Raw genomic sequence first — 26,502 nt, 5'->3', positions numbered from 1 at the left:
TTCTTGAGCCATGGATGACATTGGTCTAACATGGGAACTTGGGTGGAACCACGGATATTTAATATAATACTCGTCCCTTTTTTAGGGATGGGTATTTTTTATTTTAAAAGGAGTTGAATCTGATGTCAGATGTAGTAAAAATTACATTCCCAGACGGAGCAGTAAAGGAGTTTCCTAAAGGAACAACAACAGAAGAAATAGCAGGCTCAATCAGCCCAGGACTTAAGAAGAAATCAATTGCCGGAAAATTTAACGAACAAGAAATTGATTTGCGAACTGAAATCCATGAAGATGGTGAAATTGCAATCATTACCCAAGATACTGATGCAGCATTAAATATCATGCGACACAGTACAGCGCATTTAATGGCCCAAGCGATTAAACGTTTATACAAAGATGTTAAGCTTGGAGTAGGACCAGTCATTGAAAATGGTTTTTACTATGATATTGATATGGAAAAGTCACTAACACCTGAGGATTTACCAGCAATCGAAAAAGAAATGAAAAAAATCGTGAATGAGAACATTGACATACACCGTGTTGAGGTTTCGCGAGACGAAGCGATTCGTAGATACGAGGAAATTGGTGACGAGCTAAAACTCGAACTAATCCAAGATATCCCAGAGGGTGAAGGTTTAACAATTTACGAACAAGGTGAATTCTTTGACCTTTGCCGTGGCGTTCATGTACCGTCAACAGGAAAAATTAAAGAATTTAAACTATTAAGCATTGCTGGCGCATACTGGCGTGGTGATAGTGATAATAAGATGCTTCAACGTATTTATGGGACTGCATTCTTTAAGAAAGCAGACCTTGACGAATACCTACGTTTACTGGAAGAAGCAAAAGAACGTGATCATCGTAAATTAGGTAAAGAATTAAGCCTATTTACAAATTCACAAAAGGTAGGACAAGGATTGCCATTATGGCTACCGAAAGGTGCGACTATCCGTCGCGTTATCGAACGCTATATCGTTGATAAAGAAGTAAGACTAGGATATGACCATGTGTATACTCCAGTACTTGCAAATGTGGATTTATACAAGACGTCTGGACACTGGGATCATTATCAAGAAGACATGTTCCCAGTAATGGAAATGGATAATGAAGAGCTTGTATTACGTCCAATGAACTGTCCGCATCACATGATGATTTATAAAAATGGTATCCACAGCTACCGCAAGCTTCCAATTCGTATAGCTGAATTAGGTACAATGCATCGTTATGAAATGAGTGGGGCGTTATCTGGATTACAACGTGTTAGAGGTATGACTCTTAATGATGCCCATATTTTTGTCCGTCCAGATCAAATTCAGGAAGAATTCAAACGTGTTGTTAATCTCATTCTAGAGGTTTATAAAGATTTTGACATTAAAGACTTCAGCTTCCGACTTTCTTATCGCGATCCTGCGGACACTGAAAAATACTTTGATGATGATACTATGTGGGAAAAAGCTCAATCCATGTTAAAGGCAGCGATGGATGACCTTGGTCTTGATTACTTTGAGGCAGAAGGGGAAGCTGCTTTCTATGGTCCTAAACTAGACGTTCAAGTTCGTACAGCGCTTGGAAAAGATGAGACACTTTCAACTGTTCAGCTTGACTTCTTGTTACCAGAACGATTTGATTTAACTTATATCGGTGAAGATGGAAAGCAGCATCGTCCAGTCGTTATTCACCGTGGTGTTGTATCAACAATGGAACGTTTTGTTGCTTACTTAATTGAAGAATACAAAGGCGCATTCCCGACTTGGTTAGCACCAGTTCAAGTTCAAGTTATCCCAGTTTCTCCTGATGTACATTTAGACTATGCGAAGAGTGTTCAAGAGAAACTTCAAGCGGAAGGATTACGTGTAGAGATTGATGATCGCGATGAAAAGATTGGCTATAAAATTCGCGAAGCACAGATGCAAAAAGTTCCATTCATGCTTGTTGTAGGGGATAATGAAGTGGGTGAAAATGCAGTTAATGTCCGTAGATATGGAGAGCAGAAATCAAACACAATGTCGTTTGAAACATTCCTTTCTGATATTTTACAGGAAGTAAAAAGATAAAGTGAAACTTCATTCCGTGGAGGCCAGAGCCCCCACGGAATGTTAGTTGAACCAATCGGGCTTTTACTGGCAGTTATTCCCCAATTAAGTACTTGTAATTCCATGAATTTTTAGATTGGAACTTACTGCCAGTTAATGCGGGGTAAAAAGTTCTTGTCAAAGATAAAAGTGCATGCTAGAATTAATCTCGTTGCGATTTTAATTCTGGCTATTTGACAGATATCCATCATAGATGTTATACTCTTTAAGGTAATTGAATACTTGTTTGAGAAAGTAGAAGCACCCGCTTCTCACCTGATTGACGCAGATTGCAGTTGGTAGGTCTTACGTTCATTAATCATTAATGTGTAAATGAATTGTAATAGTGTGGGTGTGTATACATTCACACTTTTTTATTTGCCTCAAATCTGTAAAATGCGCAAGATTTCAAACGAGGCATTCATTAGGAAATGCGGAAGCTAGACAAAGTAAGTGAAAAAACCTTGGAGGTGGCTAATTATTAGCAAAGACATGATGGTAAACGAAGGCATTCGTGCCCGTGAAGTTCGTTTGATTGGTTCAAATGGTGATCAACTCGGAATTAAATCTAAAAGTGAAGCATTAGAAATTGCTGCAAGAGCAAACCTTGATCTTGTCCTTGTTGCACCTAACGCGAAACCACCTGTATGTCGTATTATGGACTACGGTAAGTTCCGTTTTGAACAACAGAAGAAAGAAAAAGAAGCTCGTAAAAACCAAAAGGTTATCAATATTAAGGAAGTTAGACTTAGTCCGACAATTGATGAGCATGATTTTAATACAAAGCTTCGTAACGCAATAAAATTCCTTGAAAAGGGCGACAAAGTTAAAGCGTCTATTCGCTTTAAAGGTCGTGCGATTACACATAAAGAAATCGGTCAACGTGTTTTAGATCGTTTTTCTAAAGCTTGTGCTGAAGTAGCTACTATTGAATCTCATCCGAAAATGGATGGAAGAAGCATGTTTTTAGTACTAGCACCTAAAATCGAAAAGTAATGAATTGAGGAGGAACTCCCTATGCCAAAAATGAAAACACACCGTGGTACTGCAAAGCGTTTCAAGAAGACAGGATCTGGTAAACTTAAACGTTCTCATGCATACACAAGCCACTTATTCGGAAATAAATCTCAAAAGCAAAAGCGTAAGCTTCGTAAAGCTACATTAGTTAGCAAAGGCGATTTCAAACGTATTCGTCATATGTTAGACAACATTAAATAATCGGTTATTGATCTTAGGAGGGAAACAAAATGCCAAGAGTAAAAGGCGGAACTGTTACACGCAAACGTCGTAAAAAGGTATTAAAATTAGCAAAAGGTTATTTCGGTTCAAAACACACTTTATATAAAGTTGCAAATCAACAAGTAATGAAATCATTAATGTATGCTTACCGCGACCGTCGTCAAAAGAAGCGCGACTTCCGTAAGCTATGGATTACTCGTATCAATGCAGCTGCTCGTATGAATGGACTTTCTTACAGCCGTTTAATGCACGGACTTAAAGTTGCTGGTATCGAAGTAAACCGCAAAATGCTTGCTGACCTAGCTGTTAGCGATGAAAAAGCATTCGCAGAATTAGCAACAGTTGCAAAAAACAACTTGAAATAATTATAAGTAAAAAGGTTACTCCGTTGTAAAATGAGAGTAACCTTTTTTGTTTAGTCTATTTTGGAGGTATAACTATGAACTATATCCTATTGATCTTTGTCATCCTAAATATATATGGATTCTTACTTATGTATATTGATAAAAATAGGGCGAGAAACAACAAATGGCGCATATCTGAAAAGCATATATGGATTGTTGCCATTTTAGGTGGGGCATTAGGGGCAACATTTGGAATGAAGCAATTTCGCCACAAGACAAAACATAAGCAATTTGTCATCATGCTTCCCATTCTTACAATCCTTACAATAGCTCTTTATGCATATATTTTTGTTAACTTGTCATAACAACTTGTACGAATGTATATGCTTAATTAGCACTTGTAAAAGCGAAAGAGGTGAGTTGGACATTTGGATGAAACCATGACACTACTGTTTGTTTTTATTGAATCCACTGGACTTCTTGCCCCCTTTATATTTATTGGCATGCACCTAATCCGCCCTATCTTATTTATTCCTGTACCAGTCGTCTGTATCGTTGGGGGCATTTTGTTTGGGTCGTTATTCGGTACTATTTATTCCTTACTTGGTTTAACCATGCTGAGCATTGTTTTTTACTTTTTATATAGGCAGGTTCCAAGAGTGGCCCAAAAGATTGATAACCTCAAGCAAAAATGGTTAGGTGACAAAGTGAATTTTACCATTGGGCAAATTGCAATCTTACGTCTTATACCATTTATAAACTTTCATTTATTATCTTTATGTATCAAAGATGTCACACGAAATTTCCGAGAATATACCAAAGGCTCCTTCTATACAAATATCCCTGTAGCACTTCTCTACACTGTATTCGGTCAATTTATCCGAGAGTTCTCAACAACTGTTATCATCGCAATTCTCCTTGCTCTCACTCTCTTATTCTATTTACTTAGGGAAAAACAGGTCATTATCAAATGGCACGAGTTCTTTAAACCGACCCGGTCCTATCAATAAAGTGAAACTCCAATCAGTGGGGTTTCTTCATCCCCCACTGATTGTTAGTTGAGGCCCATATGATGTGGGTCACAAAGACGTTGCCACAGGATGTGGCGCTCTTAGTCTTTGTTCGCATTTAAGGGCTTTCACTGCCCCCGTTAATGCGGGATAAATAAAAACAGTCGTGAGTTAACGCTCACGACTGTTTTCTTTGATAAGTTCTTTAATTGGACTTTTCCAATCAATTTTTGCATGTCGGTATACTTCACTTATTCTACGCTCAATGTACTGAAAGTCTGTATAGGTTAACCCTTTGAGATTATCTTTTTTGGCCCAAACAAAGATGGACACTATCTCAAATGAATTCTTAGTAGTTCCTAAATATTTTTCACCCTCAAATAATACTCCCTTATATGTTAATAAGAAGTTTTTATGGACGTTTGCTTGATCATCTAACCAATAGAATTCCCCTTTTTCCTGGGCTAGCTCAAGCTTCCTCTTTGGATTTAGAACATACTTGAATATCCGATATAATAAGAAAATGATTAGCAATAGTAGTACAAAACGAATAAGTAGGACAAACATAAGAGGACTCCCTCCAATCTCAGGTCTGCCAACATATACGATTATACCAGATAAAAGGTTTCAAGTTTTTTATTATTTGTTATAATTTTTTTGAAGGAGGAGAATGTTTCGTGACATATAACGTAAAGATAATGCTACTTCACGATGAAGCAAAGCTACCGTTACAAGCAAATCCAGGTGATGCCGGGTTAGACTTATATTCTGCTGAAGAAAAGGTAATTAAACCTGGAGAGGCTGAATTAATTAAAACGGGAATCAAAATTGAATTACCCCCGGGAACAGAAGCGCAGGTACGACCAAGAAGTGGACTAGCACTGAAACATTCCGTTACTGTATTGAATAGTCCTGGAACCATTGATGAAGGGTACCGTGGAGAAATTGGCGTAATCCTAATTAATCATGGTAAACTCGATTTTATTGTAGACAAGCACATGCGGATTGCGCAAATGGTAATCGCACCTGTCGCTCAGGTACATATACAAGAAGTCGAGGAAGTAACCTCATCTGAAAGAGGAGAAGGTGGTTTTGGCTCTAGTGGGCTAAAATAAAAGCTTTTCAAAAATTGCTCAATTACCATTTTTTTCAGTATAATGAGATAGTCAAATTAATGAAAGTTAGGTGATGTGAAAATGACAAAGCTTGATGAAACATTAACGATGCTAAAGGATCTTACCGATGCAAAAGGTATCCCAGGTAATGAACGTGAGCCTCGTGAAGTCATGAAAAAATACATAACACCATATTCAGATGAAATTTCATACGACGGGCTTGGTAGTTTAATTGCAAAAAAAGAAGGTAATCCGAATGGTCCGAAAATTATGATTTCTGGTCATTTAGATGAAGTTGGTTTCATGGTCACACAAATAGATGAAAAAGGATTTTTACGGTTTCAAACAGTTGGTGGCTGGTGGTCACAAGTAATGCTTGCACAACGTGTAACAGTTGTTACAAGCAAAGGGGATATAACTGGTGTTATTGGTTCAAAACCACCGCATATTCTTTCTCCTGAAGCTCGTAAAAAACCAGTTGAAATCAAAGATATGTTTATTGATATTGGTGCTTCAAGCAGGGAACAAGCGCTTGAATTTGGAGTGAAACCAGGCGATCAAATTGTTCCGTATTTCGAATTCACCGTAATGAATAATGAAAAAATGCTACTTGCCAAAGCATGGGATAATCGTATCGGCTGTGCTATTGCAATTGATGTATTAAAATACCTGAAGAATGAAGAACATCCAAACATGGTGTATGGGGTTGGTTCCGTTCAAGAGGAAGTGGGTCTTCGTGGCGCCAAAACAGCTGCAACCATGATTAAGCCTGATATTGCAATTGCGGTTGATGTTGGTATTGCTGGTGATACTCCTGGTATTTCGGAAAAAGAAGCATTAAGTAAAATGGGGAAAGGCCCACAAATCATTTTATATGATGCCTCAATGGTCTCTCATAAGGGATTACGTGACTTTGTTGTAGGGGTAGCAGATGAACTAAACGTGCCATATCAATTTGATGCGATTGCTGGCGGGGGTACTGACGCAGGGTCTATTCATATTACGTTAGAGGGAGTCCCATCATTAGCAATTACAATTGCTACTCGTTACATCCATTCACACGCTGGAATTCTTCACCGTGATGATTATGAAAATGCAGTGAAACTTATTGCAGAAGTAATCAAGCGATTAGACCAAGAAACTGTTAATAAAATAAAATTTGACTAATCGAAATTGAAAAAGCCGATGATGCGTCATCGGCTTTTGTTTTGTTTTTATTGCTTTAATCCTTGTTCTAAAGTTGTAAGCATTTCTTGTTTGTCTTCTTGGCTTGCATTTTGCCAAATTACTTCAAATAATACACCTAAACCAGGAAGCATCTTTTCCTCGCCACTTTGGATTGCATCAACAATTGTATCCTCTAATTCAGCTTGAGAGTTCCCTGAGACATTATGCTTAACAGCATGTCTTAAATTCAAATTCATTCACATGCACACCTTTCCTATGTAACTTTTTCTTTAGTATGGTTTACGGTATGCGCCTTTTTTATGTATCCTTATTAGGATATAATGGAAAAAAGAATGAGCATAAAGGAGCAATAAGTACGTTGAAACGAATTGAATCGAGTAAAAATCCTCAAATCAAACAGTGGAAAAAATTACATACAAAAAAAGAACGTGAGAAAACTGGACTATTTATCATAGAAGGGTTTCATTTAGTCGAAGAGGCACTAAAAAGTGATGTGTTAATTCAAGAATTAATAATAAGTGAAGCAACTGATATTCCTACAAGCTGGAGTGTGGATGACATATCAATCACTATTGTGACTGAAAAAATCATGCAAGACCTAAGTGATACAGATACCTCTCAGGGAGTGGCGGCAATTTGCGAACAATATTCAACAAATACTAGTGGAAAGTTTTCTAGGTTGTTATTGATCGATGCTGTCCAGGACCCTGGGAATCTTGGAACCATGATTCGTACTGCAGATGCAGCAGGGATTGATGCAGTAGTTATTGGTGATGGAAGTGTTGATGTCTATAATTCTAAGGTCATTCGTTCTACACAAGGCTCAATCTTTCATATACCTATTTTAAAGGGAAATCTACATGAAACCATTATGCGTGTTCAACAAGAGGGTATTAAAGTCTATGGAACTTCATTGAAGAATGCAATTGATTATAAAGAAACTACTGTTGGAGATTCTTTTGCACTAATCGTTGGGAATGAAGGGAATGGAGTAAATACCGAATTTCTAGAAAAAACAGACCAAAATTTATATATACCGATTTACGGGAAAAGCGAATCGTTAAATGTAGCTGTGGCAGCCGGGATTTTACTTTATCATTTGCGATAAAGAGGAGTGAGTCTAATTAGCGATTTTTTTGGAAGGTCAGTCGTTGGAGAGCCATTTCAATGGTTATCATCTTCACATATCATCATGCTAGGATTATTGATAGGATCAGGGTTTTTACTATTTTATTGGCGAGCAGGGCTCACAAAAGGTAAAACCATCATTCGATGGTCCCTAGCTTTTTTTCTATTGATAAGTGAGGTGTCTCTTTATGTTTGGTACGTGCATACGGGAGTTTGGAATCCAATTGATTCCCTTCCTCTTCAACTCTGCTCCATTTCGTTATTTTTAAGCATTATCATGCTATTGACTCGCAGTTATTTTTTGTTTGAAATAACGTATTTTTTAGGTATTGGAGGAGCGTTGCAGGCAATGTTAACACCGGAACTCGCATATGACTTTCCTCACTATCGGTATTTTCATTTCTTTCTCGCTCATATCGCAATTATTCTAGCGAGCTTATATATGCTTTGGTACGAGAAGTGCAGACCAACACTCAAATCGATATGGAAGGCCTTCATTGCATTAAATGTACTTGCGTTGATTGTTTTTTTCATTAACAAAGTAACAGGAGGCAATTATATGTTTCTTGCTAGAAAGCCATTCAATCCGAGTATAATTGACTTTCTTGGACCGTATCCATGGTATATTATATCATTAGAAATTGTCGCCTTGGTTATGTTTTTAATCCTTTATTTACCATTTGTGATTAAAAGGGATACAGCGCCCCGTAAAAAAAATGAAACCTTTAAAAACTAAGCTCGTATATAAGTGTACGAATCTTAGTAATTGAGGTGTTTTGAATGTTAATATCTTATCTGTTAGTCTTTATACTGGCCGCTGTACCCTTATTTGAACTAATTGCAGTTATTCCAATTGCAATTGTTGGTGGGTTGTCTCCTATACCTGTTGCTATTCTCGGCTTTTTAGGAAACTTACTAACTGTTTTACTCTTAATATTATTTGTTGATAAAATCAAGGTCTGGATGAAAGCTCGAAAACAAAAGAAAAACCCAGTCAGAGAAGTGGAGAGAATGGAGCCACTAGAAGGTGAAGGGATTATCTCTCAAGAAAGTGCAGAGATTCATGCTGCAGAGGAATCGAAAAAAGAAAAGCGAGCACGGACTATTTTTGACAAGTATGGTTTACCCGGTTTAACGATTCTCGGCCCTTTACTGGTTGGCTCACATATATCTGCTTTTATGAGCATGAGTTTTGGTTCAAGTAGAAAATTAGTAACTGGCTGGATGATTACAAGTTTACTAGTATGGACGATTGTTTTTACTGCGTTAGCGGGTTCTGGAATTAGCTTTTTTGCACCAGAAATCCAGGAAAATGGGTTTTTAGTGCGTATGTTTAAATAAAATCTTATCTCTGAAATTAAAAATGGGTTTGATTTGCACATCGAGAATACGTATAATATATTTTATATGCTTACATATAGTAAAAAAACGATGAAAGAGAAGAGTAACTTTCCACTCACTATGTAGGGAGAAAATGCCGTGACTGAAAGCATTTTTATAGCAGAAGAAAGTGAATTCACCTCTTGAGTTGGCACTGGGACCGTATACAAATGTATTCGTAAAGGTGTACCGGCTTTTGCCGTTATCGAAATGAAGTGAACAGTTACATTAATGTGATTGTTAACAAGGGTGGTACCGCGATTCTAAACCTCGTCCCTTTTATAGGGATTGAGGTTTTTTATTTTGTCATTATGTCTAGCCCTGGCGCCATCGGCTCTTTGGTCTAAGCCAATCGCTTCTGAAGGTAAAATGCACCTTCTATCAGCGCTCGTCTTATGCTTGTCGTCGATAATCAGGCGCCATGCGCTTTTCTAACTAAGGAGGAAATGAAATGCAAGAAAGATTACTTGAGCTGAAAGAAGAAGCTCTTGCAAAAGTAGAAGCTGCAACAGATCTTAAAGAATTAAATGATATTCGTGTTGCGTATCTAGGGAAAAAAGGACCTATCACTGAAGTACTAAGAGGGATGGGAAAGCTTTCTGCAGAAGAGCGTCCCAAAATGGGGGCACTTGTTAATGAAGTAAGAGAGCAAATTACTGAAAAATTAACAACTAAACAAGAGGTACTTGAAAAAGAAGAGGTGGAGAGAAAACTAGCTACTGAAACGATTGACGTTACATTACCTGGTAGACCGCTAAAGGTTGGGGGACCGCACCCACTTACAAAGGTTATTGAAGAAATTGAGGATCTATTCTTAGGAATGGGTTATTCAATTGCAGAAGGACCTGAAGTCGAAAAAGATTATTATAATTTCGAAGCTTTGAATTTACCAAAGGACCACCCTGCAAGAGACATGCAGGATTCGTTCTATATTACGGAAGATATTCTGCTTCGTACCCAAACTTCTCCTGTTCAAGCACGAACAATGGAAAAACATAAAGGAAAAGGTCCTGTTAAGATTATTTGTCCAGGAAAAGTGTATCGCCGTGATAACGACGATGCTACACACTCTCATCAATTCACACAAATTGAAGGATTGGTTGTTGATGAAAATATTCGTATGACCGACCTGAAAGGGACTCTAGACACTTTTGCGAAAAAGATGTTTGGTGAGGACCGTGAAATACGTTTACGTCCTAGCTTCTTCCCTTTTACTGAGCCATCAGTTGAGATGGATATCTCTTGCTTTAAGTGTGGAGGAGATGGTTGTAATGTATGTAAGAAAACAGGTTGGATTGAGATTTTAGGTGCTGGTATGGTTCATCCAAATGTACTTGAAATGTCAGGTTTTGATTCGAAGAAGTATACTGGATTTGCGTTTGGAATGGGCCCAGAGCGAATTGCTATGTTGAAATATGGAATTGATGATATTCGTCATCTATACACAAATGATAATCGCTTCATTAAACAATTCAATCGGGCTTAAGGAGGAAAAAACATGTTTGTTTCTTATAAATGGTTACAAGAGTACGTTGATTTAACAGGTGTATCAGCTGAAGAACTAGCAGAGATGATTACTAGAAGTGGTATTGAAGTTGAAGGTGTAGATCACCTAGGGGAAGGCATTAGTGGAATCGTAGTTGGACATGTTCTTGAATGTGAGCAACATCCAAATGCAGACAAGCTTAATAAGTGTCTTGTTGATATAGGTGAAGGTGAACCGGTTCAAATTATTTGTGGTGCACCAAATGTTGCCAAAGGCCAAAAGGTTGTCGTAGCAAAAGTCGGTGCTGTATTACCTGGTAATTTTAAAATTAAAAAGGCAAAGCTTCGTGGTGAGGAATCAAACGGCATGATTTGTTCACTTCAGGAGCTTGGCATTGAATCCAAACTTGTTTCAAAGGAATATGCGGAAGGAATCTTTGTATTCCCACATGATGTAGAACCAGGAACAGATGCACTCGCACAATTAAACCTAGATGACAGAGTTCTTGAGTTAGGGTTAACCCCTAACCGTGCGGATTGCTTAAGTATGCTTGGAGTCGCTTATGAGGTCGCTGCAATCTTAGGTAAAGATGTCAAGCTTCCTGAACCAAAAGTAACAACTTCAACAGAAAAAGCAGAAGATTATATTTCTATTTCCGTTGAGGCAAACGAAGACAACCCGTTGTATGTGGCTCGAGTCGTGAAGGATGTAAAAATTGGACCATCTCCATTATGGCTACAAACACGTTTAATGGCAGAAGGAATCCGTCCACATAATAATGTTGTTGATATTACAAATTATATTTTATTGGAGTACGGACAACCGTTACATGCGTTTGACTATGACCGTCTTGGTTCAAAAGAAATTCTTGTTAGACGTGCAAAAGATGGTGAAAAGATTACAACTTTAGATGATGCCGAAAGAACGCTAACTACTGACCACCTTGTCATTACAAATGGCACAGTGCCAGTCGCATTAGCAGGTGTTATGGGTGGAGCAAATTCTGAAGTTAAGAACGATACTACAACTGTTTTAATTGAATCAGCTTATTTTGCAGGTAGTACAATCCGTAAGTCATCTAAGGATCATGGTTTACGAAGTGAGGCAAGTGCTCGTTTTGAAAAAGGTATTGATCCAAACCGTACTCGTGAAGCCGCTGACCGAGCTGCAGAACTTATGGTAGAACTAGCAGGTGGAGTCGTTCTAGATGGTGTTGTGGCAGTAGATACTTTAGAGCTTCAACCTGTGACTGTATCTGTGTCGCTAGAGAGAATCAACAAAGTATTAGGAACTGAAATTACAATAGACAAAGTTGAAGAGATTTTTACAAACCTAAAATTCTCATACACAGTGGATAATGACCTATTCCATGTAACGGCACCTACTCGTAGACCGGACATTACAATCGAAGAGGATCTAATAGAGGAAGTTGCGAGGCTTTATGGGTATGATGAATTACCTACGACACTACCAGTTGGTGAATCAAATCCTGGAAGATTAACGGATTACCAAGCGAAGCGTCGGTTAGTTAGAAGATACTTAGAAGGTGTTGGATTATACCAAAGCATCACATATTCACTTACAAGTGCAGAAAAAGTATCTAAATACGCGCTTGAAACAAGCCAACCAATTCGTCTAGCGATGCCTATGAGCGAAGAGCGTAGTCTTTTAAGATTAAGTCTACTTCCGCATCTATTAGAAGTTGTTTCACATAACCTCGCTCGTCAAATCGATAGTGTAGCTACTTATGAAACAAGCTCAGTATTTATTACAAAACCTAATCAAGATTTACCAGAAGAAAAGGAACACTTAGCAATTGCCACTACTGGTTCATGGTTATCCCCAACATGGCAAGGTGAGAAAAAAGCAGTAGATTTCTATGTAGTAAAAGGAATCCTAGAAGGACTATTTGAAAAACTAGGTCTTGAAAGCAGAATTTCTTTCCTTCAAGCGAGAGTGGAGGGAATGCATCCTGGGCGCACAGCAATAGTAGTTTTGGATAATAAAGAAATTGGATTTGTTGGTCAAATTCATCCGAATGTCCAAAAAGACTTAGATTTATCACCAACTTATGTGGTTGAATTATCTTTAAAGGATGTTCTAGAAGCAGATGTAGATGAGATTTTATATCAGCCAATTCCACGCTTCCCATCCATGACACGTGACATTGCACTTGTTGTGGACAGTAACGTGGCTGCAGGAGACATGAAACAGGTTATTATTGAGGCTGGCGGTAAGCTTCTTCGCGATGTTACAATCTTCGACTTATACGAAGGAGAGAGAATGGAGCCTGGTAAAAAATCAGTTGCATATTCAATCAAATATTTTGACCCAGAGCGTACGCTAACCGAAGAAGAAGTAACCAAGGCACATGAAAAAGTATTAAAAGCAGTTTCTGATAAATTTGACGCAACATTAAGATCATAATAAGAGAAATGGAGTGGGCTGATGCCCACTCCATTTTCAAATTCCCGCTATTTTTTTTGCTTTATCCGTATTGGCAAAATGCTGTTTTGTGAAGGTGTGGAGTGCAGCTACTCCGTGTTTTTTAATGAGCTTTGCTGCTACTACGTCGACCTGAGCCCCGGCACCCTTCTTTAGTTCTAATCCAGCCTTTTCACTTAACTTATCAAATTCTTTTACAAACGCATATCTAGCAATAATAGAAGCGGCAGCAACTGAAAGATGAACTCCTTCAGCTTTGGTACTGAAATATACCTTGTCTTTAATAATCTCCTTTTGCCCTGATAGATGCCTAAAATAAACGTCAGGTACAGCAAACTGATCAATTAAAATACCATCCGGAGTGGTGGGAGCAATTTTTCTTAAAACATGCCCGATTGCCTGATTATGAAGTAATGCCTTCATTTTACCTTGTGTCATGCCTTTTGATTGAAGTTCATTGTATTTTTCATTATGTAAAGTTAACAAACTGTAAGGAATAACATGAATAATCGATTCAGCTATCTCGCAGATTTGTTTGTCATTTAAATCCTTAGAATCTTTTACTCCTAACTCCCTTAATAGTGCAATCTGTTCATTCGATACAAAGGCAGCTACGACTGTAATTGGTCCGAAATAATCACCAGTACCAACCTCGTCTGAACCGACCATTGAAAGTGTTGCAATATTAGATGGTAAGCTAGCATTTTTTCTCACTGTTGCTTTTGGAGCGCTCGTTTTAGAAGCTTTAGTTCCTGTTTCGGAGGTTCCCCATTTTTCTGCCTCAATACCGGCGTTTCCGCCTTGAAATAATACTTTTCCGGATTTATATGCTGTAATTGTACAGTTAGGTATTTTCGCAACAAACAACCCACCTTGAGGAACTTTATCTTGCAATTGGCTAAGATAATGAGATTTCATTTTTTCAATGGTTTTAAGGGTACACTTTAAGACGGTATTCGACAAATATAACAACCCCTACTATTTTTATACAAGATTGGATAAAATTCTTCATATTCAATCATAACGTTTGTTGAGATTTCTTTCCATACATAACCTGTTCATGGTATTATTATTTGTAGGATTGACTAGAATGGAGGCCAACTACTTGTCACAGCCACACAAAACAAGAACCACAGTAGATATATATGGACAACAATATTCGATTATCGGGTCTGAGAGCACAAGTCATATACGCCTCGTGGCCTCAATTGTCGATGATAAAATGAGAGAAATTAGTGATAAAAATCCAACACTTGATATTAATAAACTAGCAGTATTAACAGCGGTTAATATTGTTCATGAACATTTAAAGCTCAAGGAAGACTATGAAGAGCTGGAAAAGCTTTTAGAGCAAGTAAAAAATGAAAAGGATTGACGTGGTATGTTCGATTTAATCTTAATAATCATCCTCATAATGGGATTTTTAATTGGTTTGAGAAGGGGTTTCATCCTTCAAATCGTTCATCTAACTGGTTTTATTGTTGCATTTATCGTTGCATATCTCTATTATGATGAACTTATGCCCAAATTAATCTTATGGATTCCATATCCAACTTTCGGTGATACCGAAACAATGAAGTTTTTATTTGAAGAAACCAATTTAGAAACGGCTTATTATCGAGCTATTGCTTTTGCTATCATCTTCTTTGCTACTAAGTTCTTATGGCAAATAATTGGTTCAATGCTAGATTTCCTTGCGAATCTACCAATTTTAAAACAAATTAACGGCTGGGCTGGTGGCCTACTAGGTTTTGTTGAAGTTTATTTAGTTGTATTTATCATCCTTTATATTGGGGCATTACTTCCGGTAGAGATGGTTCAGTCTAATCTAAATGATTCATTTATGGCCAAAATGATCGTTCAACATACTCCATTCTTCACTGGTAAAATCAAGGATTTGTGGATTTAATCTCTTAACTTCTCTTTTTAGGGAAGTTTTTTTTATGGCTTTTTCTACTAGATTGTTGCTTATGGATTATATAACTTACACAATAAGTGACTTTTTAACAAAAAATCTGTATCATTTTGGATAGTTAATCGTATGGAATAGGGTAGGTGGTAGGAAAAATGACAATCAATAAGAAAGATGTAATCCGTTTATTAGAAACCATAGCAATTTACATGGAACTTAAAGGAGACAACCCATTTAAAATATCAGCCTTTCGAAAGGCTGCAGCAGCTCTGGAAAATGATGACCGTAGTTTGTCAACTATTGATGATTTCACTAAACTACCGGGAATTGGTAAAGGTACTGCAGCTGTGATCACAGAATATATTGAAACTGGTCAGTCAAATGTACTGATTGAACTTAAAGAAAAAGTACCAGAAGGACTCATACCACTGTTAAATCTCCCAGGACTTGGTGGCAAAAAAATAGCCAAGCTCTATCAAGAACTTGGCATTGAAGATATGGAAATGCTAAAACAAGCTTGTGTAAACGAAAAAATTCAACATCTAGCAGGATTCGGAAAAAAGACAGAGGAAAAAATACTCGTTGCCATTGAGGAATATGGAAAACGACCGGATCGTCTCCCTATTGCTTTAATGCTTGCACTAGCTGAAGAAATTGAAGAACAGCTTAGTACAATGGAGGGCATTGATACATACTCACGTGCGGGCAGTCTACGACGAATGAGGGAAACGATAAAAGATCTCGATTTTATTATAGCAACAAATGAGCCTGGAAAAGTACGGGAACAATTATTGCAACTTAAGAACATTTCCGGCATTATCGCTAGTGGTGATACAAAGGTTTCCGTGCAGATTACGTACAGTTATGATATTTCGGTAGATTTTCGTCTTGTGAAGCCACACGAGTTTGCAACGACCCTTCACCATTTTACGGGTAGTAAGGATCATAATGTACGAATGAGGCAATTAGCAAAAGATCGTGGTGAGAAGATTAGTGAATACGGTGTTGAAAATAGTGATACAGGCGAAATAAAAACCTTTACGACTGAGGAAGAATTCTATCAATATTTTGGACTGACCTTTATCCCGCCGGAGCTTAGAGAAGATGGTTCGGAGGTAGAAGCATTCCAACAACCAGTCGAACATATTCGACTTGAAGACATTAAAGGTGATCTTCATATGCATACATCATGGAGCGATGGAGCATTTACAATTGAAGAGATGGTTGAAGCATGTAGAAAAAAGGGTTATCGCTATATGGCAATTACAGATCATTCCCAATATCTTCGAGTTGCCAACGGACTTAGTCCGGAGCGGTTACTTGAACAACACAGAGAAATTAGAAGAATAAATGAAAACTATGACGACTTTACAATCTTAACCGGTGTCGAAATGGACATCCTACCAGATGGTAGACTAGACTATAATGACGAAATTATTAGAGATGTTGATGTTGTCATTGCGTCCATCCATTCAAGCTTTTCACAACCAAGAGAGAAAATCATGCAACGTTTAAAAACAGCACTGGAGAATCTCCATGTTGATATCATTGCACACCCAACTGGAAGAATACTTGGGCGTCGGAATGGATATGACGTGGATGTGGATTTATTAATTGAACTAGCAAAAGAAACGAATACTGCATTAGAATTAAATGCGAATTTGAATAGATTGGACCTTTCTTCAGAATATATTAGAAAGGCACAAGACGCAGGAGTTAAACTAGTGATTAACACAGATGCACATAATATAGAGATGCTAGACGACATGGTATATGGTATTTCAGCGGCTACAAAAGGTTGGATTAAAAAAGAAAACGTCATTAACACATGGGATAAGGATGAGCTAATCGCTTATCTCAAGAGAAATTTATAGAATGAAAAAGATCAATATGTGAAATAATCAAATACGCCTTGGCGTATTTGCTGCCCGATTTTTTTCGAGCTCGCTCGAAAAATTTCATTTGAAAAATCGAGGCATCCGCCGGAGGCTAACCTTTATTCAGTGGGGTTTAGCCTCCACTGAATAAAGGTAAGGGAGTATCAGCATGCAACCACGAGTTTTAAAGGTACTAGAGTTTGATAAAGTAAAGGAGCAACTAAAACAGCATGTCTCGTCTTCATTAGGTAGAGAAAAGGTAGACAATATGATTCCATCTACAAACGTAGATGAGGTCATTTATTTGCAAGAGCAAACAGATGAGGCTGCGAAGGTATTACGATTAAAAGGGAATGTTCCACTAGGTGGATTAACTGATATTAGACCTGCTGTTAAGCGTGCCAGTATAGGGGGAGCGCTAAATGCATTGGAGCTTTTAGATGTCGCAGGAACTATCTATGCTGGACGACAGATGAAAAAATTTATAGAGGGTATGATTGAGGACGATATTGAGATCCCGATACTTGGCGATCAAGTTGCTACAATCACTCCATTATTTGAGCTAGAACAACAAATTAAAAACTCGATTGATGATAATGGCGTAGTGATGGATGGTGCAAGTGACAAATTACGTGGAATCCGTCAACAGCTTCGTAGCAGTGAAGCAAGAATTAGGGAGAAGCTAGAGCATATTATCCGTTCTTCGTCTGCTCAAAAGACACTATCAGATGCAATTATTACAATTCGGAATGACCGCTACGTCATCCCGGTTAAGCAAGAATACCGTGGAACATACGGGGGCATAGTTCATGACCAATCCTCTTCAGGGGCAACATTATTTATTGAACCACAATCAGTAGTAGACCTTAATAATGTATTGCAGGAGGCAAGGGTAAGAGAAAAACAAGAAATCGACCGAATTTTGATGGAACTCTCTAAAGAGGTAGCAATTGAAGCAGAGTCCCTCAATCAAAATGTTAATACACTAGCAGAGATTGATTTTATGTTTACGAAAGCGAGCTACAGTAAAAAGGTAAAGGGCTCTAAGCCAAATATTAATGGAAACGGCTATGTGTTTATAAAAAAAGGACGTCATCCTTTAATTGACCCCAAAGAAGTAGTCCCGAATGATATTGAGCTTGGAAAAGATTTTACCTCAATCGTGATTACGGGACCAAATACGGGTGGTAAAACAGTAACCTTAAAAACAATTGGGTTATTAACGATTATGGCTCAATCCGGATTGCAAATTCCTGCTCAGGAAGAGTCGGAGATTGCTGTTTTTGAAACGGTATATGCTGATATTGGTGACGAGCAATCTATTGAACAAAGCTTAAGTACATTTTCCTCTCACATGGTAAACATAGTAGATATTTTAAAACGGGTTGATGCAAATAGTTTAGTTCTTTTTGATGAATTAGGAGCAGGGACAGATCCTCAAGAAGGAGCGGCGCTAGCTATCTCGATTCTTGATGAGGTCTACAAGCGGGGCGCAAGAGTAATTGCAACGACACATTACCCAGAACTCAAAGCTTATGGATACAATCGAGAAGGTGTAGTAAATGCAAGTGTTGAATTTGATATTGAAACCTTAAGCCCAACCTATAAACTACTAATAGGTGTTCCTGGAAGAAGTAATGCATTCGAAATCTCAAAGCGTCTCGGACTGCCTGATTCCATTATTCATACAGCTAAGAATCATATTAGTTCAGAAACGAACACGGTAGAAAACATGATTGCCTCCTTAGAAAAAAGTAAAAAGGATGCAGAGCGTGAGCTAGATGAGGCTGAGGATATCAGAAAACAAGCAGAAAAGCTGCACAAGCAGCTTCAAGACCAAATTATCGAGTTCAATGAACAACGTGAGAGGTTATATGAGAAAGCTGAGCAAAAAGCAGCAGAAACAATCGATAATGCCAAGGCAGAGGCTGAAGAGGTCATTCGTGATCTACGTAAAATGAGACTTGACCAACAATCCCTTGTTAAAGAGCATCAATTAATTGACGCGAAAAAGCGATTGGAAGACGCAGTGCCAGAACTTTCAACTAAAACAGGCAAGCAAACGATTGCTACAAAAGCAAAGAGAAAGCTTGTTCCTGGCGATGAAGTTAAGATAATAAGCCTTAACCAAAAGGGCCACTTAATTGAACAAGCCGGAAATAAAGAATGGCAGGTCCAAATTGGGATTTTGAAGATGAAAGTAAAAGAAAAAGACCTTGAGTTCGTAAGCAGTCCTAAGCCAGTGGAAACAAAGCCACTTGCCACGGTTAGGGGCAAAGATTATCATGTAAGTCTAGAACTTGACTTACGTGGTGAACGTTATGAAGAAGCATTATCAAGAGTAGAAAAATACATTGATGATGCATTACTTGCTGGGTATCCACGTGTTTCCATTATTCATGGGAAAGGAACAGGAGCTTTACGTCAGGGAGTTCAAGAATATCTGAAGAATCACCGTTCTGTAAAATCAACAAGATTTGGGGAAGCAGGAGAAGGTGGCACGGGTGTTACTGTCGTCGAATTGAAATAGATATAGATGATAGATAATCTCTAATATAGGGAGAGAAGATAATGGATCAATTTTGGGATAATGAATATGTATTAACAGCTGCCAATTACAGTGTTGTCATACTTTGCTTGGTTCTTTTTATGGCCATATTTGAATTGGTAACTAAATATAAAAATTGGGTAGAAATCCAAAATGGAAACCTATCAGTTGCAATGGCAACTGGGGGTAAAATCTTCGGAATCGCAAATATATTCCGCTATTCCATCGAAAACCATGATTCATTATTTGTCATGATTGGCTGGGGAGCATTTGGCTTCTTCCTTTTACTAATTGGATATTTTATTTTTGAATTTCTAACACCAAAGTTCAATATTGATGTTGAATTAAAAAAAGATAATCGTGCAGTAGGATTTATATCCATGATTATATCGGTAGGACTATCATATGTAATCGGTGCAGGGATTGGAAATGGTGGGTTTTAATTATGGAAAAGTTAGCAAAGATACTTTTAGTGGTAAGTAGTATATTTGTGATAATTGGTATACTCTATTTATTTTTATAGAGTTTGTTTAAATCAACTTTGTTATTGCACTCTCATTCAAAATAAAACGGGCCGACTAAGAATGACAGTCGGCCTTATTTTGTGAAGAATATCTAGTGAGAAGTATATAATGGCCCTCGGAAACCTAAGAACAATTCATGTTTGTGATTGTCACGGAATATTCATTATAATATAATGAGTATAAATGGTTTGAAAATTCAAACTGTACTCTGAATACGTCTTCGTATTCTCGAAACGAATATAAAAAGGGAGGTCGTAAGATGTCAGTAGAAAAGCCGTGGTTAGCACAGTATCCTGAAGAAATTCCACATGAACTTGAATATGAAAACATTCCAATCCAGACGTATTTAAAACGGACAGCAAGTGAGTTTCCTCAAAAGGTTGCAGTTCATTTTCAAGGAAAAGAATTAACATTTGCACAAGTTTATGAAGAATCTTTAAAGCTTGCAAACTATTTAGTAGCCCAGGGCATTCAAAAAGGTGATCGAATTGCAATCATGTTACCTAACTGTCCACAGGGAGTCATTGCTTATTACGGTATTTTATTTGCTGGTGCTATCGTAGTTCAAACAAATCCGTTGTACACAGAAAGAGAACTTGAATATCATCTAAAAGATTCAGGGTCCAAAGCAATTATTACGTTAGATATCCTTTTTCCACGCGTGACAAAAGTGAAAGCGCTAACACCACTTGAGCACATAATCATAACTGAAATAAAGGATTATCTACCTTTCCCAAAGAATATCATTTATCCTTACATTCAAAAGAAACAATATGGTATTGTAGTAAAGGTTGAACATGAAGGAACGAATCACTTATTACGGGAAATAAGTAGAATATCTGAAGCAAAAGATATTGAAATTGAAATTGATGCAGAAGAGGATTTAGCATTGTTACAATATACTGGGGGCACTACTGGTTTTCCAAAAGGGGTTATGTTAACACACAAAAATCTTGTTGCCAATACGCTAATGTGTTCAAAATGGATGTACAAATGCAAAAAAGGAGAAGAATCCGTTTTAGCAATATTACCATTTTTCCATGTGTACGGTATGACAACGGTGTTAAACTTATCCATAATGATGGCTGCAAAAATGATACTTATGCCTAAATTTGACGCGGGAGACACGTTAAAGACTATCCATAAGCAAAGGCCAACATTATTCCCTGGAGCACCAACCATGTATATTGGGTTATTAAATCATCCGGATCTGAAAAAATTTGATCTATCATCCATTGATTCTTGTATTAGTGGTTCTGCTGCATTGCCACTTGAAGTACAAGAACAATTTGAGAAAATTACGGGCGGAAAACTGGTTGAAGGTTATGGCCTCTCCGAAGCATCACCAGTGACACATTCAAACCTTCTCTGGGGACGTCGTGTGAATGGCAGTATCGGTTTACCATGGCCGGATACTGAAGCTGTTGTGTTGTCGATGGAGACTGGTGAGCCAGTAGGAGTTGGAGAAATAGGAGAAATCGCGGTTAAAGGCCCACAGGTTATGAAAGGGTACTGGAATAAACCTGAAGAAACGCAAGCCTCTTTACGAGATGGCTGGCTATTGACAGGTGATCTTGGCTACATGGATGAAGATGGTTATTACTATGTAGTTGACCGTAAGAAAGACATGATTATCGCTGGTGGTTTTAATATCTATCCAAGGGAAGTTGAAGAAATTTTATTTGAACATGAGAAGGTTCAAGAAGCTGTTGTTGCCGGGATACCAGACCCTTATCGTGGAGAAACAGTCAAGGCGTATGTGGTCCTTAAAGAAGGTCAGCATTGTACAGAAGAGGAACTTGATAAGCATTGTCGTAAGCATTTAGCAGCCTATAAAATTCCAAGGGTTTACGAGTTTAGAAAAGAATTACCTAAGACCATTGTTGGTAAGGTATTGCGACGGGTATTAGTGGAAGAAGAAAAGGAAAAACTTAAGAAAATCAACTAACAATTGTAGCTTATACTAGGATCAAATCAGCTCTGTATACATTATATGTATGAATCATAAGCGAGAGAGCCATGATGTGAGCCTATGGCTCTTTTTTAGTAAATAAAAATTGAATGAGCAAATATGATTGACAGTTGTTAAAAAAGGTTTTATTATAGAAATATGAATGACTATTCATTCATTTTTTCTGAAAGGAAGTAAGACTTTGAAAAATACAAAACCAAAATATAGGCAAATCATAGATGCAGCTGTAGTTGTTATTGCTGAAAACGGCTATCATCAGTCTCAAGTCTCAAGAATTGCTAAGCAAGCAGGCGTTGCTGACGGTACAATATATCTATATTTCAAAAACAAGGAAGATATTCTTGTATCATTGTTCCAAGAAAAAATGGGTGAATTTATTGAAAAAATTGAAGCTGAAATAGCAGGAGAATCGAGTGCAGCAGAGAAGTTATTAACATTAGTTGAAAAGCATTTTGAACTATTAGCTGCCGATCATCATCTTGCTATCGTTACACAGCTAGAATTAAGACAATCCAATAAGGAATTGCGTCTTCGAATAAACGAAGTTCTAAAAGGATACTTAAAGACAATTGATTCAATTATCCAATTTGGAGTAGAAAATGGAGAATTCAATCCTGACCTTGACGTTCGCTTAGCAAGACAAATGATATTCGGCTCAATTGATGAGACAGCAACCACTTGGGTGATGAACGAACAAAAATACGACTTACCTGCTTTGGCAAAACAAGTTCATGCCCTTTTAGTTAATGGTTGTGGAAAGACACATCACTAACATAAAGTTAGTGATGTGTACATACATAATAGGAGGGATGCAGATGGAGTTTATTAAAGTAAAAATAGATGAGTATATTGCCACTATTTCCTTTAATCGTCCTCCAGCAAATGCATTATCATCTGTAGTTTTGAAAGAGCTTACAAGCTTACTGGATGAGATTGAGTCAGATGATGCTGTACGTGTTTTGGTCATCCATGGGGAAGGCCGTTTCTTCTCGGCTGGGGCTGATATAAAGGAGTTTACGACAATCAACTCCGGTGAAGAATTTTCCGAACTTGCTAGAAAGGGTCAAGCCCTGTTTGAGAGAATGGAGAGGTTCTCAAAACCGATTATTGCGAGCATTCATGGAGCTGCTTTAGGCGGTGGTCTAGAACTTGCGATGGCTTGTCACTTCCGTCTTGTAAGCGAAAATGCAAAACTCGGATTACCTGAACTGCAGCTTGGCCTGATTCCAGGATTTGCTGGGACTGTACGTCTACCACGCTATGTTGGAGTAGCTAGGGCGGCACAAATGCTTTGGACAAGTGAGCCAATAAGCGGAATTACTGCTGTTCGATATGGATTAGCAAATCAAGCTTATCCTGAAGAAAATCTTCATGAAGAAACGCTGAAAATGGCCCGTAAGATAGCTCAAAAAAGCCCTGTATCAATTAAAGCAACTATTGAATTATTGAATTCGATGAAGAATGAACAATACGATTCTACTGTAAATAGAGAAGCGGTTTTATTTGGAGAAATGTTCATTTCTGAGGATGGTCAGGAAGGGATATCAGCCTTCATAGAAAAACGTCAACCAACGTTTAAAGGGAAATAATAGATAGAATCCTAGTTTAATAATGGAAAATAAGTTTTTATAAAATGCACATACATTTAGGAGGGAATCACATGAACATCTTTGTTATTTTAAAAAGAACATTTGATACAGAGGAAAAAATAGTTGTAAACAATGGACAAATCAGCGAAGACGGTGCCGAATTTATTATTAACCCTTATGACGAATATGCTGTTGAAGAGGCAATCGCTCTACGTGATGCAAATGGCGGTGAGGTAACCGTTGTAACAGTAGCTACTACAGATGAGGCAGATAAAGAATTGCGCACGGCTTTGGCGATGGGTGCGGATAAAGCTGTTATGATTAATACAGAAGATGATTTAGAAGATGGCGATCAATTTACAACTGCAAAAATCCTAGCTGAATATCTAAAAGATAAGGATGCAGATATTATTTTAGGTGGTAACGTAGCTATTGACGGTGGTTCAGGACAGGTTGGTCCTCGTGTAGCTGAATTATTAGATATCCCATATGTAACAACCATAACAAAACTAGAAGTCGACGGTTCAAAAGTAACAGTGGTTAGAGACGTAGAAGGTGACTCAGAAGTCATTGAAACTTCTTTGCCGTTATTAGTTACATGTCAACAAGGCTTAAATGAACCACGCTATCCTTCTCTACCTGGAATTATGAAAGCGAAGAAAAAGCCGCTTGAGGAGCTTGAGTTAGACGACTTAGATCTAGATGAAGATGACGTAGAAGCAAAAACAAAAACAATTGAAATTTATCTACCTCCTAAAAAAGAAGCTGGTCGAGTTTTAGAAGGTGATTTGGCAGATCAAGTTAAAGAATTAGTATCACTTCTTCATACCGAGGCAAAGGTTGTATAATTTTTCCAAAAACGATTGTATCCGATTTCAAAAAAACTTACTCAACTAATCTAGGGGGTTACGCATAATGTCAAGAAAAGTATTAGTTCTAGGGGAAACACGTGATGGTGCGTTACGTAACGTATCTTATGAAGCGATTGCAGCTGGTAAAACAGTGGCAGAAGGTGGCGAGGTTGTTGCCGTTTTAGTTGGTGAATCTGTTAATTCATTAGCGAATGAATTAATCTATTATGGTGCAGACCGAGTAGTAACGGTTGAAGATGTAAAACTTGGTTCATATACGCCTGATGGATTTTCACAAGCATTGCTAGCTGTTATAGAGGCTGAATCACCAGAAGCTTTAATAATCGGGCATACTGCTTTAGGGAAGGATTTATCACCAAAGATTGCTGGTAAGCTGAATTCAGGTCTAATATCAGATGTCACAGCAATTGAAGTTGCAGGTGGTAATATTGTCTTTACTCGTCCTATCTATTCGGGTAAAGCATTTGAAAAGAAAATTGTAACTGACGGTTTAATTTTTGCGACTGTTCGTCCTAACAATATTGCAACACTGGAAAAAGATGAATCACGTTCTGGCGAAGTAACGTCTCAAACTGTAGAAATTAAAGACTTACGTACAATTGTTAAAGAAGTTGTTCGCAAAGCTAGTGAGGGTGTAGATTTATCCGAGGCAAAAGTTGTTATTGCTGGTGGTCGTGGGGTGAAAAGTGCAGATGGTTTTGAACCATTAAAGGAACTAGCCGATGTTCTAGGCGGAGCAATAGGTGCTTCTCGTGGAGCTTGTGATGCGGATTATTGTGACTACTCACTCCAAATTGGTCAAACGGGTAAAGTTGTCACACCAGATCTTTATATTGCTTGCGGAATTTCAGGGGCTATCCAACACTTGGCTGGGATGTCTAACTCAAAAGTAATTGTTGCTATTAACAAGGACCCTGAAGCAAACATTTTTAAAGTTGCAGATTACGGTATTGTAGGTGACCTTTTTGAGGTAGTTCCAATGCTAACTGAAGAGTTTAAGAAGTTAAAAGTAAATGCATAAGATGAAATTAAATTGATTGAGAAATAATTCCATTTTACTTTTTGTCAAAACATGTTATACTAACCAAGCGATGAGCTGAATTGCATAAGTCGAGATTGACGCGCCTGTTGGCAAGGCACTATGTGGAGTGCTGTCTCTCGCCGCAATACGCAAAGAGACGTCCTTTGGGCGTCTTTTTTTTGTATTTAATGTACTTTCGTTGAAGACTACATAAAATCCTTTTCGGTTTCATACATAACAGCCTGAATAATAGGGGAAAATGTGTATGCATGACGAAATGTCAGAACTTATCGTTAGCAGATTATATTGACATTCACTTATGAAGCAAAACATTCGTAAAATGGATTATCAGGTGGTATACTCTTGGTAGATTTTAAAAGTTGTTATTTTTAGGAGGGGTTTAAATGGCTATAACAAATGTTACAGACCAAAATTTTGATGCAGAAACAAGTGAAGGATTAGTACTAGCGGATTTTTGGGCACCTTGGTGTGGACCTTGTAAAATGATTGCTCCAGTATTAGAAGAATTAGACACTGAAATTGGAGATAAAGTAAAAATCGTAAAACTTGATGTAGATGACAATCAAGAAACAGCAGCAAAGTTTGGTGTAATGAGCATCCCGACTCTACTTGTTTTCAAAAATGGTGAAGTTGTAGATAAAGTTGTTGGATACCAACCAAAAGAAGCGCTTGCTGGAAAACTTGCTAACCACTATTAATTCATTTTAAACAGCCGTTGTCGGCTGTTTTTATTTTTGCCATTTTGGACAATTCCTTTTT

Annotated in this window: 27 protein-coding genes and 3 other annotated features (1 of these 30 only partly in view); of the genes, 24 read left to right on the top strand and 3 right to left on the bottom strand. The window is 37.8% G+C overall.

The annotated features are described in order from the left end of the window. Nucleotides 1-81: a binding site (T-box leader), on the top strand; it begins 163 nt to the left of the window's first position. 41 nt (nt 82-122) lie between these two features. The 6 genes from thrS to CZ490_RS11480 all read left to right on the top strand — a co-directional run bounded on the left by thrS (nt 123) and on the right by CZ490_RS11480 (nt 4,665). Further along, nucleotides 123-2,054: a threonine--tRNA ligase gene (gene thrS / locus CZ490_RS11505; protein ID WP_077619030.1), complete on the top strand. Its 1,932-nt coding sequence runs from the start codon at nt 123-125 to the stop codon at nt 2,052-2,054. A 265-nt stretch (nt 2,055-2,319) separates the two neighbouring features. Further along, nucleotides 2,320-2,454: a sequence feature (ribosomal protein L20 leader region), on the top strand. Nucleotides 2,455-2,549: 95 nt separating this feature from the next. Then, the gene (gene infC, locus CZ490_RS11500; RefSeq protein WP_200801634.1) at nt 2,550-3,068 is read left to right on the top strand and encodes a translation initiation factor IF-3; all 519 of its coding nucleotides are present in this window, start codon (nt 2,550-2,552) and stop codon (nt 3,066-3,068) included. Between the two features lie 21 nt (nt 3,069-3,089). Beyond that, entirely contained in the window at nt 3,090-3,290 is a 201-nt protein-coding gene (gene rpmI / locus CZ490_RS11495; RefSeq protein ID WP_057999468.1) for a 50S ribosomal protein L35, read from the top strand. A 29-nt stretch (nt 3,291-3,319) separates the two neighbouring features. Beyond that, nucleotides 3,320-3,676 (top strand): 50S ribosomal protein L20, encoded by a 357-nt coding sequence (rplT, locus tag CZ490_RS11490; RefSeq protein ID WP_010678372.1) that lies wholly within the window; start codon nt 3,320-3,322, stop codon nt 3,674-3,676. A 74-nt stretch (nt 3,677-3,750) separates the two neighbouring features. Further along, nucleotides 3,751-4,020 (top strand): DUF1294 domain-containing protein, encoded by a 270-nt coding sequence (locus CZ490_RS11485; RefSeq protein WP_077619028.1) that lies wholly within the window; start codon nt 3,751-3,753, stop codon nt 4,018-4,020. Between the two features lie 75 nt (nt 4,021-4,095). Further along, nucleotides 4,096-4,665 carry a TVP38/TMEM64 family protein gene (locus tag CZ490_RS11480; RefSeq protein WP_234987223.1) on the top strand — a complete coding sequence of 190 codons (570 nt, stop codon included), beginning with the start codon at nt 4,096-4,098 and terminating at the stop codon, nt 4,663-4,665. A 171-nt stretch (nt 4,666-4,836) separates the two neighbouring features. Here the strand turns inward: CZ490_RS11480 and CZ490_RS11475 are convergent, their stop codons facing one another. Further along, on the bottom strand, nt 4,837-5,232 hold the full coding sequence (locus CZ490_RS11475) for a sigma-w pathway protein ysdB (protein WP_077619026.1): 396 nt from the start codon (nt 5,230-5,232) through the stop codon (nt 4,837-4,839). A 131-nt stretch (nt 5,233-5,363) separates the two neighbouring features. On the opposite strand from CZ490_RS11475, the gene dut reads away from it, so the two are divergent. Beyond that, nucleotides 5,364-5,780, top strand: a complete 417-nt coding sequence (dut, locus tag CZ490_RS11470) for a dUTP diphosphatase (RefSeq protein WP_077621040.1) — start codon at nt 5,364-5,366, stop codon at nt 5,778-5,780. Nucleotides 5,781-5,861: 81 nt separating this feature from the next. Beyond that, nucleotides 5,862-6,947, top strand: a complete 1,086-nt coding sequence (locus CZ490_RS11465) for a M42 family metallopeptidase (protein ID WP_077619025.1) — start codon at nt 5,862-5,864, stop codon at nt 6,945-6,947. Nucleotides 6,948-6,994: 47 nt separating this feature from the next. Here CZ490_RS11465 and sspI read toward each other — a convergent pair whose 3' ends face one another. After that, the gene (gene sspI, locus CZ490_RS11460; protein ID WP_077619024.1) at nt 6,995-7,204 is read right to left on the bottom strand and encodes a small acid-soluble spore protein SspI; all 210 of its coding nucleotides are present in this window, start codon (nt 7,202-7,204) and stop codon (nt 6,995-6,997) included. A gap of 122 nt (nt 7,205-7,326) precedes the next feature. Between sspI and CZ490_RS11455 the strand changes: the two genes are divergently transcribed. The 5 genes from CZ490_RS11455 (at nt 7,327) to pheT (ending at nt 13,389) form a co-directional block, all read left to right on the top strand. Next, nucleotides 7,327-8,076 carry a TrmH family RNA methyltransferase gene (locus CZ490_RS11455; protein WP_077621039.1) on the top strand — a complete coding sequence of 250 codons (750 nt, stop codon included), beginning with the start codon at nt 7,327-7,329 and terminating at the stop codon, nt 8,074-8,076. Between the two features lie 6 nt (nt 8,077-8,082). Continuing rightward, a complete protein-coding gene (locus tag CZ490_RS11450) occupies nt 8,083-8,832 on the top strand; it encodes a YwaF family protein (RefSeq protein ID WP_268762087.1) in 750 nt (249 codons plus the stop codon). Nucleotides 8,833-8,876: 44 nt separating this feature from the next. Then, complete coding sequence (locus CZ490_RS11445; protein ID WP_077619023.1) at nt 8,877-9,437, top strand: small multi-drug export protein; 561 nt, start codon at nt 8,877-8,879, stop codon at nt 9,435-9,437. Nucleotides 9,438-9,518: 81 nt separating this feature from the next. Then, nucleotides 9,519-9,757: a binding site (T-box leader), on the top strand. 170 nt (nt 9,758-9,927) lie between these two features. Continuing rightward, nucleotides 9,928-10,962 carry a phenylalanine--tRNA ligase subunit alpha gene (gene pheS / locus CZ490_RS11440; protein WP_077619022.1) on the top strand — a complete coding sequence of 345 codons (1,035 nt, stop codon included), beginning with the start codon at nt 9,928-9,930 and terminating at the stop codon, nt 10,960-10,962. Between the two features lie 12 nt (nt 10,963-10,974). Beyond that, nucleotides 10,975-13,389: a phenylalanine--tRNA ligase subunit beta gene (gene pheT, locus CZ490_RS11435; protein WP_077619021.1), complete on the top strand. Its 2,415-nt coding sequence runs from the start codon at nt 10,975-10,977 to the stop codon at nt 13,387-13,389. Nucleotides 13,390-13,425: 36 nt separating this feature from the next. Here the strand turns inward: pheT and rnhC are convergent, their stop codons facing one another. Next, nucleotides 13,426-14,370 carry a ribonuclease HIII gene (gene rnhC, locus CZ490_RS11430; RefSeq protein WP_077619020.1) on the bottom strand — a complete coding sequence of 315 codons (945 nt, stop codon included), beginning with the start codon at nt 14,368-14,370 and terminating at the stop codon, nt 13,426-13,428. A gap of 142 nt (nt 14,371-14,512) precedes the next feature. Here rnhC and zapA point away from each other — a divergent pair, with 142 nt between their 5' ends. The 11 genes from zapA to trxA all read left to right on the top strand — a co-directional run bounded on the left by zapA (nt 14,513) and on the right by trxA (nt 26,441). Next, a complete protein-coding gene (zapA, locus tag CZ490_RS11425; protein WP_077619019.1) occupies nt 14,513-14,782 on the top strand; it encodes a cell division protein ZapA in 270 nt (89 codons plus the stop codon). A 6-nt stretch (nt 14,783-14,788) separates the two neighbouring features. Continuing rightward, entirely contained in the window at nt 14,789-15,316 is a 528-nt protein-coding gene (locus CZ490_RS11420; RefSeq protein WP_077619018.1) for a CvpA family protein, read from the top strand. A 158-nt stretch (nt 15,317-15,474) separates the two neighbouring features. Beyond that, nucleotides 15,475-17,193, top strand: a complete 1,719-nt coding sequence (polX, locus tag CZ490_RS11415) for a DNA polymerase/3'-5' exonuclease PolX (protein WP_077619017.1) — start codon at nt 15,475-15,477, stop codon at nt 17,191-17,193. A gap of 172 nt (nt 17,194-17,365) precedes the next feature. Then, nucleotides 17,366-19,726 (top strand): endonuclease MutS2, encoded by a 2,361-nt coding sequence (locus CZ490_RS11410; protein ID WP_077619016.1) that lies wholly within the window; start codon nt 17,366-17,368, stop codon nt 19,724-19,726. 41 nt (nt 19,727-19,767) lie between these two features. Then, nucleotides 19,768-20,187, top strand: coding sequence for a DUF350 domain-containing protein (locus CZ490_RS11405; RefSeq protein WP_077619015.1), 420 nt, complete (start codon nt 19,768-19,770; stop codon nt 20,185-20,187). Between the two features lie 340 nt (nt 20,188-20,527). Beyond that, entirely contained in the window at nt 20,528-22,216 is a 1,689-nt protein-coding gene (locus CZ490_RS11400; protein ID WP_077619014.1) for an AMP-binding protein, read from the top strand. A 205-nt stretch (nt 22,217-22,421) separates the two neighbouring features. Continuing rightward, on the top strand, nt 22,422-23,012 hold the full coding sequence (locus tag CZ490_RS11395; RefSeq protein ID WP_077619013.1) for a TetR/AcrR family transcriptional regulator: 591 nt from the start codon (nt 22,422-22,424) through the stop codon (nt 23,010-23,012). Nucleotides 23,013-23,055: 43 nt separating this feature from the next. Continuing rightward, entirely contained in the window at nt 23,056-23,829 is a 774-nt protein-coding gene (locus tag CZ490_RS11390; RefSeq protein ID WP_077619012.1) for an enoyl-CoA hydratase, read from the top strand. Between the two features lie 71 nt (nt 23,830-23,900). Next, on the top strand, nt 23,901-24,677 hold the full coding sequence (locus CZ490_RS11385) for an electron transfer flavoprotein subunit beta/FixA family protein (RefSeq protein ID WP_077619011.1): 777 nt from the start codon (nt 23,901-23,903) through the stop codon (nt 24,675-24,677). A gap of 67 nt (nt 24,678-24,744) precedes the next feature. Then, nucleotides 24,745-25,722 (top strand): electron transfer flavoprotein subunit alpha/FixB family protein, encoded by a 978-nt coding sequence (locus CZ490_RS11380; protein WP_077619010.1) that lies wholly within the window; start codon nt 24,745-24,747, stop codon nt 25,720-25,722. Between the two features lie 404 nt (nt 25,723-26,126). Then, complete coding sequence (trxA, locus tag CZ490_RS11375) at nt 26,127-26,441, top strand: thioredoxin (protein WP_077619009.1); 315 nt, start codon at nt 26,127-26,129, stop codon at nt 26,439-26,441. Nucleotides 26,442-26,502: the final 61 nt, after the last annotated feature.

Origin of the sequence: Litchfieldia sinesaloumensis (assembly GCF_900156865.1) — a bacterium.
Classification (GTDB): Bacteria; Bacillota; Bacilli; order Bacillales; family Bacillaceae_L; genus Ferdinandcohnia; species Ferdinandcohnia sinesaloumensis.
Note: the sequence above shows the minus strand (reverse complement) of the source record. Positions and strands in the feature narration are given on the sequence as shown.